This is a genomic window from Nonomuraea sp. NPDC049400 (assembly GCF_044466425.1).
Lineage (GTDB): Bacteria > Actinomycetota > Actinomycetes > Streptosporangiales > Streptosporangiaceae > Nonomuraea.
The window spans coordinates 14,885-30,384 of the sequence record NZ_JBITMP010000061.1 but is presented as its reverse complement, the minus strand read 5'-3'; the positions used below and the strand labels follow the sequence as shown (position 1 = coordinate 30,384).

At 69.0% G+C, this 15,500-nt stretch carries 16 protein-coding genes; 5 read left to right on the top strand and 11 right to left on the bottom strand.

Going from position 1 to position 15,500, the window contains the following annotated elements; all coding sequences use genetic code 11:
* Positions 1-9: 9 nt before the first annotated feature.
* Genes ACIBVN_RS51600 through ACIBVN_RS51590 form a run of 3 tightly spaced genes read right to left on the bottom strand, consistent with a single transcriptional unit; the run spans position 10 to position 3,332 of the window.
* On the bottom strand, positions 10-822 hold the full coding sequence (locus ACIBVN_RS51600; protein ID WP_397148730.1) for an ABC transporter permease: 813 nt from the start codon (positions 820-822) through the stop codon (positions 10-12).
* Positions 819-1,775, bottom strand: coding sequence for an ABC transporter permease (locus tag ACIBVN_RS51595; RefSeq protein WP_397148728.1), 957 nt, complete (start codon positions 1,773-1,775; stop codon positions 819-821). The genes ACIBVN_RS51600 and ACIBVN_RS51595 overlap by 4 nt, the downstream gene beginning before the upstream one ends.
* 3 nt (positions 1,776-1,778) lie before the next feature.
* Positions 1,779-3,332, bottom strand: a complete 1,554-nt coding sequence (locus tag ACIBVN_RS51590; RefSeq protein WP_397148726.1) for an ABC transporter substrate-binding protein — start codon at positions 3,330-3,332, stop codon at positions 1,779-1,781.
* Positions 3,333-3,503: 171 nt separating this feature from the next.
* Here ACIBVN_RS51590 and ACIBVN_RS51585 point away from each other — a divergent pair, with 171 nt between their 5' ends.
* Together ACIBVN_RS51585 and ACIBVN_RS51580 are read left to right on the top strand one after the other, a co-directional pair.
* Positions 3,504-4,613 (top strand): mandelate racemase/muconate lactonizing enzyme family protein, encoded by a 1,110-nt coding sequence (locus tag ACIBVN_RS51585; RefSeq protein WP_397148724.1) that lies wholly within the window; start codon positions 3,504-3,506, stop codon positions 4,611-4,613.
* Complete coding sequence (locus ACIBVN_RS51580; protein WP_397148722.1) at positions 4,610-5,536, top strand: dihydrodipicolinate synthase family protein; 927 nt, start codon at positions 4,610-4,612, stop codon at positions 5,534-5,536. The genes ACIBVN_RS51585 and ACIBVN_RS51580 overlap by 4 nt, the downstream gene beginning before the upstream one ends.
* Before the next feature lie 46 nt (positions 5,537-5,582).
* On the opposite strand, the gene ACIBVN_RS51575 is transcribed toward ACIBVN_RS51580, so the two are convergent.
* Entirely contained in the window at positions 5,583-6,452 is an 870-nt protein-coding gene (locus ACIBVN_RS51575) for an NAD-dependent epimerase/dehydratase family protein (protein ID WP_397148720.1), read from the bottom strand.
* Positions 6,453-6,461: 9 nt separating this feature from the next.
* Positions 6,462-7,430: a hypothetical protein gene (locus ACIBVN_RS51570; RefSeq protein WP_397148718.1), complete on the bottom strand. Its 969-nt coding sequence runs from the start codon at positions 7,428-7,430 to the stop codon at positions 6,462-6,464.
* 168 nt (positions 7,431-7,598) lie between these two features.
* Between ACIBVN_RS51570 and ACIBVN_RS51565 the strand changes: the two genes are divergently transcribed.
* Positions 7,599-8,795: an ROK family protein gene (locus ACIBVN_RS51565; RefSeq protein WP_397148717.1), complete on the top strand. Its 1,197-nt coding sequence runs from the start codon at positions 7,599-7,601 to the stop codon at positions 8,793-8,795.
* Positions 8,796-8,894: 99 nt separating this feature from the next.
* Here ACIBVN_RS51565 and ACIBVN_RS51560 read toward each other — a convergent pair whose 3' ends face one another.
* The 4 genes from ACIBVN_RS51560 to ACIBVN_RS51545 all read right to left on the bottom strand — a co-directional run bounded on the left by ACIBVN_RS51560 (position 8,895) and on the right by ACIBVN_RS51545 (position 12,493).
* Positions 8,895-9,725 carry a hypothetical protein gene (locus tag ACIBVN_RS51560; RefSeq protein WP_397148715.1) on the bottom strand — a complete coding sequence of 277 codons (831 nt, stop codon included), beginning with the start codon at positions 9,723-9,725 and terminating at the stop codon, positions 8,895-8,897.
* A gap of 177 nt (positions 9,726-9,902) precedes the next feature.
* Positions 9,903-10,946, bottom strand: coding sequence for a hypothetical protein (locus ACIBVN_RS51555; RefSeq protein ID WP_397148713.1), 1,044 nt, complete (start codon positions 10,944-10,946; stop codon positions 9,903-9,905).
* Positions 10,943-11,860 (bottom strand): ATP-binding cassette domain-containing protein, encoded by a 918-nt coding sequence (locus tag ACIBVN_RS51550; RefSeq protein WP_397148711.1) that lies wholly within the window; start codon positions 11,858-11,860, stop codon positions 10,943-10,945. Before ACIBVN_RS51550 ends, ACIBVN_RS51555 begins: the two co-directional genes overlap by 4 nt.
* Before the next feature lie 444 nt (positions 11,861-12,304).
* Positions 12,305-12,493, bottom strand: coding sequence for a hypothetical protein (locus ACIBVN_RS51545; protein ID WP_397148709.1), 189 nt, complete (start codon positions 12,491-12,493; stop codon positions 12,305-12,307).
* 213 nt (positions 12,494-12,706) lie between these two features.
* Between ACIBVN_RS51545 and ACIBVN_RS51540 the strand changes: the two genes are divergently transcribed.
* On the top strand, positions 12,707-13,693 hold the full coding sequence (locus ACIBVN_RS51540; protein ID WP_397148708.1) for a hypothetical protein: 987 nt from the start codon (positions 12,707-12,709) through the stop codon (positions 13,691-13,693).
* 717 nt (positions 13,694-14,410) lie between these two features.
* On the opposite strand, the gene ACIBVN_RS51535 is transcribed toward ACIBVN_RS51540, so the two are convergent.
* The gene (locus tag ACIBVN_RS51535; protein WP_397148706.1) at positions 14,411-14,755 is read right to left on the bottom strand and encodes a hypothetical protein; all 345 of its coding nucleotides are present in this window, start codon (positions 14,753-14,755) and stop codon (positions 14,411-14,413) included.
* 256 nt (positions 14,756-15,011) lie between these two features.
* Positions 15,012-15,269 carry a hypothetical protein gene (locus tag ACIBVN_RS51530; RefSeq protein WP_397148809.1) on the bottom strand — a complete coding sequence of 86 codons (258 nt, stop codon included), beginning with the start codon at positions 15,267-15,269 and terminating at the stop codon, positions 15,012-15,014.
* On the opposite strand from ACIBVN_RS51530, the gene ACIBVN_RS51525 reads away from it, so the two are divergent.
* Positions 15,174-15,482: a carboxymuconolactone decarboxylase family protein gene (locus tag ACIBVN_RS51525; protein WP_397148807.1), complete on the top strand. Its 309-nt coding sequence runs from the start codon at positions 15,174-15,176 to the stop codon at positions 15,480-15,482. The two genes, ACIBVN_RS51530 and ACIBVN_RS51525, sit on opposite strands and share 96 nt — an antisense overlap.
* Positions 15,483-15,500 lie beyond the last annotated feature (18 nt).

Genomic DNA, 15,500 nt, shown 5'->3' with positions numbered 1-15,500 from the left:
TCCAGGGGGTCATCCGCGGCGCAGGGCCGCGTTCAGTGCGTCGCCGAGCAGGTTGAGTCCGATGACCAGCCCGGTGAGCACGGCGATGGGCGCCAGAACGCCCCAGTGCTGCTCCGCCAGGTAGGGAAGCCCCTTCTCGATCATTCCGCCGAGCGACGGGGCAGGTGGCTGGATGCCGAAGCCCAGCAGGCTGAGCGCCCCCTCCAGGAACACGGCGCCCGCCGCGGACATCACGAAGTTCACCACGAGCGCGTCGACCGCGTTCGGCAGGATGTGCCTCACCAGGATCGCGGTGCGGGAGGCGCCCACGACGCGGGCTCCGGTGACGTACTCCCGCTCGCGCTCGGTGAGCACCGCCGTCCTGGTCAACCGGGCGGTGACGGGGATGCCGCTGATCACGATGACGATCAGCACCGTGGAGAACCCCGGGCCGAGGAACGCCGCCAGCGCCGCTCCCATGATCACCGTCGGGAAGGCCAGCTTGACGTCGAGCAGGCGCTGGATGAGGACGTCGGCGGCGCGGTGCGTGGTCGCGAGCAGCCCGAAAGCGATGCCGACGGCCTTGCTGAGCGGCACGGCCAGGACGATGATGACCACGTCCTGCCTGATGCCGTACAGCAGCCGGGACAGCACGTCTCTGCCCAGGTCGTCGGTTCCGAACCAATGGCCCGCCGACGGTCCCTCGAGCACCGCGCCCGCCTGCTGGAAGTCTGGCGCGTACGGACTGAGCCACGGCGCGAGCAGGCCCACCGCGACCAGCACCAGGACGATCGCCGCGCCCGCCGCGCCTCCTGGGGCGCGCAGCACCCGGGGCGTTCTCATGACGCCTCACCCTCCAGCCTGACGCGCGGGTCGAGAGCCGCGTGGATGAGGTCACCCGCCACCTGCACGGCGATGAAGACGACGACGAAGTAGACGACCAGGTCCTGGATGATCAAATAGTCATGGTTGACGACCGCGTTCGCCAGCACCTGGCCGAGCCCGGGCCAGGCGAACACCGCCTCGATGACCACGGCGCCGCCGAGCAGGTGGCCGACGCGCATGCCCAGCACCGTGACGACCGGCGGCAGGGCGTTGGGTAAGGCGTGCCGCCAGAGCACCCGCCGGGCGGAGACGCCTTTGGCGTGCGCGGTGTCGAGGTACTCCCCCTCGAGCTGCCTGCGCAACTCGGTCTCCAGGAACCTGCCCACGACCACCCCGGAGTGCAGCCCCAGCGCGATGGCGGGCATGGCCAGGTACTGGATGCCGATCTCCGGGTCGGCCAGCAGCGGCTCGCGGCCGCCGGCGGGCAGCAGGCGCACGCTGATCGCGAAGAGCAGGATCAGCAGGATGCCCAGCACGTACTCCGGCACGCCGAAGATCAGGGCGCTGGCACCGCGGATAAGCGTCTGGGGCACCCGCCGCCGGGCCATGGCCCCTGCGATGCCGAAACCCGCGCCGGTGAGGACGGTGACGACCAGGCTGGCCAGAGCCAGCTCCACGGTCGCACCCGCTGCCGCGCCGAGTGTGTCGGCGATCGGCGCGCCGGAGACGTAGGAGGTGCCGAGGTCGCCGGTGACCAGTCCGCGGGCCCAGTCGGCGTACTGCTGCAGCATCGGACGGTCCAGGCCCATGCGCTGCTCCAGGGCGGCCACGGCGGCCGGGTCGGCCTGGTCGCCGAGGATGACCGAGGCGGGGCTGCCGGGCAGCAGGCCGATCAGCAGGAAGACTACGACCGAGGTCAAAAGGACGGTTAGTGCCGCGGTCGGGACGCGGCGGGCGAGGTAGGACAGCACGCGTCAGACCACCGTCGAGTTTCCCAGCAGGACGTCGTCCCAGACGGTGTAGTCCCAGCCGGAGACGCCACTGGTGACTGCGGTGCTGGTGGCGTGGACGAGGTCACAGCAGAACGCCTCGTCCAGGATGAACTCGGTGACGGCGTCGTAGGCCGTGCGCTGCTCCGCCTCGCCCGTGGCGCGGAGGGCGGCCTGGACGAGCTTCTCGTACTGCTCCGAGTCGAAGTTGAACAGGTTCTGCGTGGCCCGGTAGGGCATGGCGCTGTAGAGGAGGTTGGTGGGGGAGAGGTTGTTGTACCCGTGCTGGCCCATCCACATGCCCTCGAAGCTGCGGCTCTCGATGCGCTCCTGCTGCTGGGTGGTGTTGAGCACGCGCAGCCGCGGCTGGAGCCCGGCCTCGCGCAGGTTGAACTCGACGATCTCCGCGGACTTGCTCACCGGCTGGGCCGACTCCAGGATCAGCTCTGCGCCGTCAGCTCCGGCCTCCTTCAGCATGCTCACTGCCCTGGGCAGGTCGCGGGCGTAGTGGTCGGCGAGTGTCTGGTTGTGAGCCGGGCTGGTGGCCGACCACGGGGTGGCGTTCGGGGTGGCCTTGCCTCGGTAGATTTCCTCTGCGACCCGGCGCCGGTCCAGCGCGTAGTGGATGGCCTGGCGTACTCGCTTGTCCTTCAGCGGACCCGCGTTGACGTTGCAGCCGAGGTAGACGCCGGAGCTGTAGGTGTCGTACGGAGTGATGGCGAACTTCTGGTCGGACTCGACCTGCTTGAGCTCCATGGGGCCGACCCCGGTGGCCAGGTGCACCTGGCCCGAGCGCAGCGCGGACATGCGGGCTTCCGGCTTGGTGATCACCCTGACCAGGACGCTGTCGAGGCCGGGCCTGCCGGACTCCCAGTACTTGGCGTAGCGGTCGAGCCGCAGGCTGGTGCCCTGCTGGTACTCCGCGAAGGTGAACGGTCCGGTGCCGACCACCTTGGCGCCGGTGATGAGTTCTTGGGCCGACTCCCGGTCCAGGACGATCATCAGGGACAGCGCGTCGAAGAGGTTGTTGACCGGTTCGTCGAAGGCCAGCCGCACGGTATCGGAGTTCACTGCCTTGACTTCGGAGAGCTGCTTGAGCAGCCAGGCGAAGGCGAACGGCGGCTGCATGTCGCTCTGGAACTCCACCGAGAATCGCACGTCGTCGGCGGTGAACGGCCGGCCGGAGTGCCAGGTGACGCCCTCGCGGAGAGTCAGGGTGGCGACGCGGCCGCCTTCGCTCGTCTCCCAGGCGGTCGCCAGCTCGGGGAGCACTTCGTGCGTCTTTCTGTCGAGGCGGACCAGACTGTTGAAGACCTGTCTGCGCCAGGTGGCGTTCTGCGCGGACTGGTTGACCACGGTCTTGGGGACTATGTCGGTGCCCTGTGCGATGACGAGCCGGCCGCCACGCGTCCCCGCGGCACTCTTGCTCCTGGCCTCCCGTTCGACGGCGGAGGTACAGCCGGCGGCGCCTGCGCCCAGCAGAGCCAGGCTCGTGGCTCCCCAACGCAGGACGTCTCTTCGAGCGGGCGGGTTGCTCATGGTGGAATACCTCCGTCGGCCCGCAGGATTAATTCCTGTCTGAAGTTAATGTTGGAGTAACGGCGCCGTCAAGACATTTGGCGCCAGAAGGTCAAGCCTGGCGACATGTTGACGCCCAAGGGTCCGCCTATTATCTTCCGAGCACAACTTATAGGGAAGGAAGGGCCCCGTATGAGCATGCGCATCACCGACCTCCGCCTGCGCCGTTTCCGCGCCACACAGAGATCGACATGGATGTTCCTCGAGGTCGAGACCGAGGACGGCCTGGTGGGGACCGGCGAGTGCTCCGACAGCGGGTGGCCGGAGCGGGTCCCGGAGACGGTCGCGGAGCTGGCACCCCGTGTGCGCGGGACCGACGTGCAGGCCGGGGGACAGGACCTCTGCGAGCGGCTGCGTCGCGAGTGCGCGGCACACGGCGACCCGCGTACGCGCTTCCTGCGGCGTACCGTGATCGGCGGCCTCGACATGGCACTGGCCGACCTCGCCGCGCAGGCGGAGGGCGTGCCGCTGTGGCAGTGGATGGGCGGTGAGCGGCGCGAGAGCGTCCCGGTGTACGCCAACATCAACCGCAGCGGCGGCAGACGCCGCCCGCAGGACTTCGCCGCCAAGGCCGCTGCCGCGGTCGCCGACGGCCACGGCAAGATCAAGGTCGCGCCGTTCGACGGACCGCCGCTGCCCGGCATGTCCATCGTCGACACCGGGCTCGCGATCGCCCAGGCCGTACGCGAGGCCATCGGCCAGGACGCCGAGCTGATGATCGACGTGCATCACAAGCTGTCCAGGGAAGAACTCGCCGTGGCCGTGCCGCGGCTGGACGCGCTCGGTGTCGCGTGGCTGGAGGACGCCGTGGACGTCACCGACCCCGAGGCCGTGCGCTGGCTGGCGGCCCTCGCCAGGGCGCCCATCGCCGGCGGCGAGACGCTCCACACCGCGGAGCAGCTGGCCGCCGCCCTTTCCACGGGCCATCTGAGGGTGCTGCTGCTCGACCCCAAATACACCGCGGGCCTGACGCCGCTGCTGCGCCTGGCGGAGAAGGTCACGGGCGTCGACGTGACGTACCACAATCCCTGCGGCCCGATCAGCACCGCCGTGTGCGCCCATCTGTCGACTGTCCACCCCGATGTCACGCTGGTGGAGTTCATGTACGGCGAGGATGTGGACCGCGCCGCCGTGGTCACCCCGCAGGAGACCGTGACGGGGGCGGGCCTGCCCCTTCCCACGGGCCCGGGACTCGGCATCGCCCTCACTCCCGGCCTCGCATTCCTCCCGGAAACGGCGTGAGCGTGGTCCGTCCGGTGATCCAGGGCGTCAGCCCTGTGCTGCCGACGCCTTTCCGCGCCGACGGGTCGCTGGACCGCCGCTCCTTCGAGCGGGTAAGCAGGCACACGTGGGAACTGGGCGTCGGGTCGGTCATGTTCCCCGGATTCGCCTCGGAGTACTTCGCGCTGGGCGACCTCGAGCGGCTGCAACTCATGGCGGACCTGGCCGGGACCGTGCCACCGGGACACCTGCTGATCGCCTCCGTGGCCGAGCACGCCACCTGCCTGGCCACCCGGCAGGTCAGGCGGTACGCCGGCCTCGGCGCGGGCGCGATCAACGTGCTGCCGCCGCATTTCGGCGACCCTCCCCGCGCCATGGTCCTCGACCATCTGTCCGCGGTGCTCGAGGCGGCCGGGCCGCTGCCGGTGGTCGTGCAGTTCGCCCCGCGCGACACCGGCGCCCGGCTCGACCCCGGCGATCTCGCGGGGCTGCGCGCCGCCCATCCCAACCTGGCCGCGGTGAAGGTCGAATGCCGCTCCCCCGGGGCGTACATCCGCGCGCTCAGCGAGCGCGGCGTGCCGTGCCTTGCCGGGAACGCGGGCATCGACCTGCCCGAGGCGCTGGAGGCGGGGGCGGTGGGCGTGCAGCCCGGCGGCGGCTTCGTGGAGCTCTACCTTCGCCTCCTGCGCCTGTGGCAGGCGGGGGAGCACAAGGCCGCCCTGGCCCTGCACGCGCGGCTGGCTGCCCGGCTGGAGTCGTGGTGGCCCGTGCCGGGCAGACCGCTCGCGATGGGCAAGGCGATCGCCTGGCGGCGCGGGCTCATCGACGGGCCGTACTGCCGGGCGCCAGGCCCGACGATCCCCGACGGCCCGGGAGATCCCAACCTGACCGAGGTGGACGGGTTCATCCGGAAGTTCTCCCTCGACAGCCACGACCCACGCTGACCGCCGTCAACCGGGACGCGTTGCGCCGCGTCCCGGCCGACCGTGGTCACGCCGGTGCGCGTTCCGACTCCCGCCAGGTGAACTCCGGCCGCCAGCCGAGCACCCGGGCCGCCTTGCCGACGTCCCACACGGACGCGTGCCCGGGCAGTGGCCGGCGGATGGCGGTGTCCGGGTGGTGGCGGCGCAGGAGCTCCTCGGTGGGCACCTCACTCAGGGTGTCGGCCGCGGCCACCGCGATAACCTCCCAGCCGATGCCCTCGGCGGTCACCGCGGCGGCGAAGGCCCGGGCCAGGTCGCGCACCTCGACGTACGCCCACAGGCCCCGGCGCAGGAAACCCGGCTCGGCCCGCTCCCGGCGGATCCGCTCCCACAGCAGCTCGGGGGTACCGATGGCGGGGAAGCGTAGCGCCGCCACCGACAGCCCGGTGGCCCGGTGGAACATCGCGCAGGCAGCCTCGTCTGCCTGCTTGGACAGGGCGTAGCCGTCCTGCGGGCGTACCGGGTGCGCCTCGTCGACCGGAGCGTACAGCGGGGACAGCTCGCGCGGCCCGCCGGAGATGCCCAGTACCGACCCGCTCGACGCCGTCACCACGCGCGGCACGCCCTCGGCGGCGGCGGCGTCGAGCACGGCGTACGTGGCCGCGGTGTTGGTGGTGTAGATCGTGTGCCCTGGGCCGGTGCGCGGGTTGGGCATGGCGGCGAGGTGGATGACCGCCCGGGCACCCCGGAAGACGGTCCGCAGCGCACCGGGGTGCCCGATGGGCATGGTGTACACGCGCACGCCGGGAGGCGCCGGCGCGGCCACGCGGTCCACGCCGACCACCTCAACGCCCGCCGTCACCAGGTGCTCGACGACCGCCCTGCCGAGCCGTCCCGCCGAGCCGGTGACGACGACGGCCTCCTGCCGCTGGATCATGGTCGATCCTCACACCATGTGAACGGATTCGGGGCGGTGGATGAGCTTCTTGAAGGCGTCGAGCCGCTCGCCTTCGAGCACCCAGGTGCCGTTCGGGGACTCCACGCCCGAGTTGAAGTACGACAGTGCCACCAGCCCATGATCCAGCGCGTACTCGTACGCGTCGACCAGCCAGGCGGCGGACTTGCCCGGCTCCCGGGAGGCGTGGCGGACGCCGTACTCGGCCACGAACACGGGTTTGCCCCACTTGCGGCAGGTGGCGACGGGGCCGCCCCAGATCTTCTCCGGTGTCTTCCACGGGCGGTACTTGGGCTCCGAGGTGTCGTAGGTCCACCAGGGGTTGTAGTCGTCGACGCCGATGAGGTCGGCCTCGGGGATGTGCCACGCCTCGACGTCGTCGCCGCCCTGCCAGATCCAGCCGTTGAGTATCGGGGTCACGGCGATGTTGGGGAACCGGTGCAGGATCGGGGTGGCGTGCTTGTACATCGCGCGGTAGGCCGCGGGGGTCTGCTCGCCGCGCGGCTCGTGGTGCAGGCAGAACCAGACCGGGCCCGGCACGCTGCCGAGCGCCGAGGCCACCTTGCGCAGCCAGGCGTCGTGCTTGCCGTCGGCCACCTCCTGCCAGGGGCCCGGCAGCTTGGTCGAGATGACGGGGATGCGATGGTGCTTGATGTCGTCCAGGGCGACCCGCCGCATGTCACGCCACTGCTCGTCATTGACGTACTTGAAGTAGCTGCGGTGGCAGCCGAGCGTCGTGCCGATGCCGGCCTCGAAGCTCGGCACGGTCTGCTGCGGGCCCATCGAGGACCCGTACACGATCTTGTTCTTGCCAGGGTCGCCGGGGAAGCGCCCCCTTCGCCACCGGGGCGTGGCCGCCACGGCCGGGTCGGCTGGCAGCAGGCCGAGGCCTGCGGCGCCGAGCACGGCCGCGCCGCCGCGCAGGATCGAACGCCGCGAAGGCGTGCTGTCGACGGTCATTTCCTTCTCCTTCCATCAAAGGCCAGGTTAAACTTCTAACAGAAGTTAATCTCCGTGACCAGCCCCTGGTACGATCTAAAGCAGGATGGCTCGCCCGTTGACGGGCTTGGTCTTCGAGCCGTTTAATTCCACTACGCAGAAAATCTGTGCGTAAGGGGAGTGATGGCCATGCGGAGCCCGACTGCGGCCTCTCGTGCCGCGGCGACGTTCGACGTGCGCAGGCACAACGTGGCCGCGTTGCTGCGGGCCCTGCTCAGGGAGGGGCCTGCTCCGCGCATCGATCTCGCCGAACGGCTCCGCCTGAGCTCGGGGGCGACCACCCGCATCACGGCCGAGCTCACCCGGGCGGGGCTGCTGGAGGAGCTGCCCGCACTCGTGTCGGGCGATGCCGGCCGCCCGCGCGTGCCGCTCGACCTCGCCTCCACGCGTTTCCATGCCGTGGGCATCCACGTCGGCCTGCGCCGCACCACCATTGGCCTGGTGGACCTGCGCGGCCGGCTCGTCGGCAGCTCCGTGCGGATCGCGCACGACGGCGAGCTCGACCCCGCGGTGGTCGTCGCCGAGGCCGCCGATCGGGTGGCCGAGCTCGCCCGGGAGACGACCGCGCAGATCATCGGCACCGGCTTCACCACGGTCGGCCGGGTCGACGGGGCCTCCGGCCGCATAAGAGACCAGGACGTGCTCGGCTGGACCGACGTCGACGTCCCGGCGCTGGCAGCCAGCCGCTTTCCCGGTCTCCTCGTCGTCGAGTCGACCCAGCGCGCCCTGTGTAGGGCGGAGATGTGGTTCGGGGCCGATCGGACCATTCAGGACTTCGTGCACCTGTTCATCGGCAACGTGATCGGCGCCGGCATCGTCATCGGCCGCGAGTTGCACCGCGGTCAGGGTGAGGGTGCCGGGCAGATCGCCCATCTCCCGCTCTCCCGGCCCGCTCAGATGCCGTGCGAGTGCGGCCGCGGCGGCTGTCTCATGTCGATCGCCGGCGATCGTGCCGTCGTCGGCAGGGCCGTACGCGAAGGGCTGCTCGGTGAGGGGCAGACGATCCACGATCTGGCCGAGCTCGCCCGTGGCGGTGATGCCCTGGCCGACTATCTGCTGCGCGAGCGCGCCCGCGCGATCGGCGAGGCCGTCGTGATCGTGATGGACCTGCTCGCCCCCGACCGGGTCATCGTCTTCGGCACGCCATTGCTGGTGCCCGACCACATCGACGAGATCCGTGGAGAGGCGCGGCGGTGGATGCGGCGGGAGTTCGACGCGGAAAACATGATCACACCGAGCGCCCTCGACGACAACGCGCCCGTGATCTCCGCTGCCACCTGCGTGCTCGAGCGCTTCTACGCCGACCCGTTCGCGCTCATCGGCTGAGCTTTTTTCTGCCTGCTGAAGCCAGTTAGCGCTATTAATTTATAGTCGAAGTTAATAGCAGCTCCTGCCCTGGGCGGGGGCCGGCGGTCCGCTTTCGCGTCAAGTCTTGACGAAGACGGCCGCGTAACGACCGCTCTCGCTGTTCACTTGAACGGGGTAGAGGCCTCGGGCGCGCTGCTGGTCGAAACGCCACTGGTAGCCCGAGCTCGACATGTCGATGAAGTGGGACCAGGTGCGCAGGCCGTCCTTGCGCCAGACGGCCGTATATGTGCCGTCCGGACCCACGGCCACCTGCGTCGGCCGGAAGCCCTGCTTGGTGCGCTTGACGTACTCGGCCTGGTGCTGTGCGGACGTCTTCCCGGAGGTGTAGAACCAGCTCCCGCCCGGGTTGGCCGTCCAGACCCCCACGTAACGCGGGTCGGCGGCACCGCCGTACACGTCGACGGACGTGAGCACGTAGCCGGCCGATGACAGCTTCTGGTTGATCGATGCGAACTGGGAGGCGCTGATGTTGTACCGCGTCTGGAACTTGCCGCTCTTCTTCTCGAAGATGGCGGCGAACTTCACGCTGCTGCCCGAGCCGGTCGCGGACACCGAGGCCGGCTGGTACCCCTTCTTGATGTAGTTGGCATACCGCCTTAGATAGGCGGGGTATGACATCTCGTGATAAATCCCCCAAGCCGGGCCGGTGCGCCTGATCCACACCGCGGCGTACTTGCCGTCGTCCGAGACGTTGACGGTGATGGGGCGGTAGCCCTGCTTCGTGAGGGCCCTGGTGTATGTGGCGTGCCGCCCGGCGCTCGCCGCGTGGTAAGCGAGGTAGGCGGGATTCACCGAGGTCTCCGCCCTTGCCGGCGAAACGGCTGCTGCGGGCGCTATGACACCGGCCGCCACCGCCATGGCGGTGGCGATTTTCCCGGTCGTACGCATGTTTCCTCCGAGGGTGCTAATTTCTGTGGACGGAAGTTAAACCTAGCCTGACTGGAGCTGTCAACCGGGGTTAGCTGTTATCTGGAGAAATTCGGCCGGAGCGGTCAAGGTAGTGCCCTCGGCCGTGGGGGTGCCGGAACCGCATCGCCGCCATCACGGCCAGGCTGGATGGGCTCCTCATCGTCGGAGCTCCTTCAGGTGAGGTCGCGGCGCTGGAGGGCGGTCAGGCCGAGGACGGCGAGCAGGAGGCTCACGAAGGTCAGGATGAGCAGCGGCCATGCCGGGCGCGACGCTGGCACCGGCGGCGCTGAGCGCGGTGAGTCCGGCCGTCCAGCCCAGCAGTTGTCCACGCTGGCTGCGCCAGGCCAGGTTCAGCGGGCTGCGCAGGCCGGGGGCGGCCTCGACCGGGCCGATGTGGGCGGGCAGCACGCCGGCGCCCAGGTCTCTGCGGGTGTTCAGCCGGTAGGCGAGGACGGTGAGCGCCGCGGTGACGGCCAGCGGCACGAGGAGTACCCACCAGCGGTTGTCGCCGAACGGCTGCGCCAGGTGGCTCCAGCCGTTGGGAGACAGCCAGCGCAGCCACAGCACGCCGCTGCCGTCGGCGAGGAAGCGGATCATGTATCCCGCTCCGAGCACCGAGGAGGCCATCGCGATCGCGGTACGGGCCCGTTCGGACAGTTGTGCGGTCACCGCCGCGACCGCTGCCAGCACCAGGCCAGGCGCGGACAGGGCCAGCCCGAATACCACCGCCCCGGCGGGATCCAGTCCGAAACCGGCCAGGCCCAGTGCGGTGAGAGCACCGCTCAGCAGGATGAGGCCGCCGGTTTCGATCAAGCTCGCCGTCATGGGGGCCAGGCGGCCAATCACGCCGGCGCCCAGCAATTCGGCCCGGCCGGATTCTTCCTCGGCGCGGGTGTGCCTGATCACGTTCAGCACCGCCATCAGGGCGATGAGGGTGAAGGCGATGTCACCTATCTTCCACAAGGTCAGGTTGCCCAGGCCGTCGCCGTACAACTGCCCGGTGAACGCGGTGAGCGCGGCATTGTGGTGGATCTGGGCCACGAAGTCGGCGCGGTGCCGCGCGGTGGGCAGCAGCCCGGAGTACTGCTCGGCGACGCCGATCACCAGCAGGAGCAGGAAGAGCACCCAAACGGTCCCGGTCAGGCGGTCCTGGCGCAGGTAGAGCCGGACGAGCGGTCCGGTCCCTGTGAAGGAGTTCATCGCTTGGCCTCCGCCGCGTGCTTGCCGCCGTTCGAGCTGGTGGTGTAGTGGCGCAGGAATAGCTCCTCCAGGGTGGGCGGATGACTGGTCAGGGCGCGGACGCCGGCGTGGCTGAGCAGTTCGAGTAGCGCCGGCAGGGCGACGGCGTCGGCCTGACAGTGCACCCGCCCGCCCCGCACGTCCACGTCGTGGACATCGGGGACGCGGCTCAGGTCAGGAAGGGGGCCGGTGATCTCGGCGGTGACGGACGTGCGCGCGAGGTGGCGAAGGTCGGCCAGAGTGCCGCTTTCGACCGTGCGGCCGTTGCGGATGCTGACTCGGTCGCACAGGGCTTCGACCTCGGACAGGATGTGGCTGGACAGCAGGACGGTGCGGCCACGCTGCCGCTCTTCGGCGATGCACTCCTGGAAGACGGCCTCCATCAGCGGGTCCAGGCCCGAGGTCGGCTCGTCGAGGATGAGCAGGTCGGCGTTGGAGGAGAAGGCGGCCACCAGGGCGACCTTCTGCCGGTTTCCCTTGGAGTAGGTGCGGCTTTTCTTGCGTGGGTCGAGTTCGAACCGCTGCAGCAGCTCGGCGCGGCGTTCGGAGTCGTTACCGCCGCGCAGCCGGCCGAGCAGGTCGATGACCTCGCCTCCGGTCAGGTTGGGCCAGAGGGCGACGTCGCCGGGCACGTAGGCCAGGCGACGGTGTAGTTCGGCGACGTCGGTCCAGGGGTCGCCGCCCAGCAGGCGCACCATGCCCGCGTCGGCGCGGATGAGGCCGAGCAGGACACGGATGGTGGTGGACTTGCCGGCCCCGTTGGGGCCGAGGAATCCATGGACCTCGCCGCTGCGCACGGTGAGGTCGAGGTGGTCGAGCGCGCGAGTCGGGCCGAAGGTCTTCACCAGGCCGGAGATCAGGATTGTCGATGACACTCTTAGGAAGATACATAAGCTTCACCAGCTTGTGAAGTTAGTTAAGAAAATTCATTGCCTGAAGGACTTGATGGGGCGAGACCATGGGCGCCCCGACGGCAACGGGACAAAGCGGCCAAGGATCCGACACGGGCAGTCTCGCCCGGCACACGGAGCGCGAGCGGCGGCATCGGGTGAATGCCCGGCCCCGTTCGACTACGCCGCTCAGCGGTCCGTCACTCGACTTCACCACCGCCTCGATCAGGTCCCGGATCGGCCGCGACGCGTCCAGGAACGCGGGCAGGTCGCTGTGCCGGGCCTCGAGCAGTCCCGTGTTGATGTTGGAGAACGTCGGGATCGTGTGGCCCCCACCTGGCATGTCGGCAACCCCGTCAGCAGTTGCCACGTTCCGCCAAGCGGCGTCGTCCGATATTTGACGGGCCCATCCGAGTGCTCCGGTCAGTGTCAGCGCGAAGCCGTGTCCGCCGACGCCGTCCAGCCCCTCCAGCTCGTACGTGCGCGCCCGGCATGCCGCCGCGGCACGCCCGCCGCCACGTCGGACCAGGCCGTGGCCGAAACGCGCACGGCCACGGCGGCCAGGTCGTCACGCGCCACGACCGAGACCCGCCTGTCGCCGAGCGGCGTGGCGAACATGCCGCTCTCCGCTGCGGAGGCCGCGCCAGCCGGTGCGCATCGACGGGCTCACCGGCGCCGTGGCAGCCGAGATCATCGATTTATGTGACGAAGGACACGGGCATCGAGCCCGCTGGGGCGTCACCGCTGTCAGGCGGCGTTGTCACTACGTCTTGGGACGCAGCCGCGCGCACGTCTACATCTCTGGTAGTAGCCGCAACTGTCGTCGTCCGGGTGACGACGCCCAGGATCTTCTGGGGAAGTATCGCCGCCATGACGAATTCAGGGCGTTCAGCAACCGTGCTCTTGGTTCTGGCCATGGCCGTAGGGGGTGTTGCCGGCATCGGCTGGCCTGGCCCGGCGGCCGCCGAAACCGGTCTGGACAAGTACCTGGGGATCTGGAACTACGATCAGCCGGACCGCGAGAGCATGGGGAATATCGCGGAACTCACGTGTCCGGCCACGCATCCTGAGTGTGCGAGTCCGAATCCCTCGTCACCACCGGGATCGGCGTTGCAGATCCCGCAGATCGGCTGGATCGTGTTCTCGAAGAAGGCCGACGGAAGAGTCGTGGGGCGAACCGACCGAGGCTGCACATGGCAGTTCGCCGCTCGGCCAGATTCCCTCCAACTCGATCCACCCTCGCAATACTGCTTCAACAAGGTGATCAACTCGGGCTACACCCTGACCCGCTGGTCCGTGACCGTCTCGGGGCGGCACGAGAAAGAGACCATCACAGGCGTGAGCCACCATCCGAACGGTGACTACGACTTCACGCTGGAGCGTGGAGCCCGTACCAAAGCCACGCCGGAGTCATGGAGCAAGGTAGCGAGGCGATTCACAGGTACGTGGAAGTACGTCACAGCGGACCCGTCACGCCTGATCAATATCATCACGTACCGATCGGGTGGGGAGGACGGTGCGCCGCAGGTCACCCAAGTGCCGCTGCGCGGCCTGGTCGAGATGAGGGTGAAGCGGGACCTTACGGTGGTCGCTCGGACGGAGGACGGCTGCCGGTGGACCATGACGGCACGCGGGAACACGGCCGAGCTGAGCCCACGCGAGCAGGTCTGTCGCCTCCCCGGCCAGACCGTCATCATGGCTTTCTGGCAGGTGGCGAGCGACGGTAAACAGCAAGCGTCCATCATGAACGGTACCGTTCAGCATGACGGTCTCACATCGAGCTTCGTGCTGAACATTGGGGCCCTTTCCAGGCACTGACTGGGTGACCTGGCCCGGCGGCAGTTGCCTGGCCGGTCTCGCAGTAGCGGTGCCCTCGATTGGGCCGTTTCGCCGGTCACGCCTTTCGGTGGGATATCGCCGCGGAGCCGACCTTCTGACCTCGGCTGGAACCGATCGTTTTGGCCGTGGACGCCCCGGTCCCGGCCGAACCGGAATGGTGGGCCACCTCGACCAGCATGAACGGCACCGCTCTCGGCCAACTGCCCATTCCCATAGCCGACGATGCACTACCGCTCGCCACAGCGCTGACTGAACCTGGCACCTGGCGCCAGCACACAGGCAACAGCCGCGTAGTCCAACCTCGGCTCACGACTGCTTTGGCCGGAGAGTTCATTATTCGCCTGACTGCGGTGACATGCCTTATTACGTTCCGGTCCGGGCACGTTGACCGACGTTGCGGCGCTTGTAGGTGAGGGCGTCGAAGGGCGTGAGGGCGGCCCCCGCGGCTGCCCTTGTGTTTGCGGTTGGCGAGCTGATCTCGCCGCTCGAGGATGTCCGCCTTGATCCCGCGTCAGTGCAGGTCAAGGCGGATTTTGTGAGTGGAGTACCCCTTATCGGCGATCACCGTATCCGGCCGTATGCGCGGGCGGCCGCTGCTGGGCCCACGTTCCGCCTAATTCGGAATCTCTGGAGCGACAGAATGCCTGCTGGCCTGCGGCTTTGCCTTCTCGGCTGCCATAGGCCGTTTCTCTAGGCTCAAGCATTTCCGCAGGTAGCAGGGCCAGGCGGCGCGATCTGCATCCGCCACGCCAGCCCGAGCGGTCGGCGCAGGCGGTCCGGCGCATGGGCGGGGCAGAGCCGCGGCGGCACAAGGCCGGCGCCGACGTCCCGGCGGCGGGCCGACAGCCTGTAGGCCACACCGATCAGGGCCGCGACGAACGCTGCCACCAGCAGGAACACCCACCATTGCGCGCCGCCGAAGGCGCGAGCCCGCAGGATCCAGCCGTTCGGCATGAGACAGCCCAGCCATTCCATGCCCTGGCCGCCCATGTCACTGACGCGTCGGACCAGGTAGGCGGCGAAGAACACGGTGAAGGCCATGGCGCAGGGCATGTGGGCGCGGGGCGCACAGTGCTGGTCGTGCCGCCGTACACGATCCGCTGCAGCTTCTGGCCTTTGGGTCCGTGAGCCTGCGGACCCTGACCGGTTGCCTAACCAGGCCTTCCGAGCGTCGATCGAACGCGATCAGCACCATCCAACCGGCAGCAGCGCCCTACACGCCAACCCGGTGATCGTTTTCGGTCACAGCGCCAGCGACCATGCCCGTAGCGTCGCGGCTGGTAGACGCAGGTCACATTCAGTTGGCTGTGACATCTGGCCGGGCTGTGTCGTCGGTGGGGTGTACAGCCGAAACGACAAGGAGAACAGTGTGGACGCCCGTCTCAACTTTCTTGGCAGCCCGATCGCGAAGCTCCTGAAGCATGTCCTGTCCGCGGGCAAGGTCGTACATGATTCGCCCCTGCTCGCCACAACGCAGGAGCTGGTAGCGCTTCGCGTCAGCCAGATCAACGGTTGCAGCGTCTACGTCGACATGCGCACCAAGGAAGCCGCGCACGCCGGGGAATCCTCGGTACGCCTCAACCTGGTCGCGGCGTGGCGGGAGGCAAAGGTTTTACCGAGGCGGAGCGGGCCGCCCTGGAACTGGGCGAACAGGGCACCCGCATCGCCGACGCCGCCGGTGGTGTCAGCGATGAGGCCTGGGCGAACGCCGCCAAGCACTTTGACGAGGATGAGCTCGCCGTCCTGGTGGGCCTCATCGCCATCATGAACACCGTCAACCGTTTGA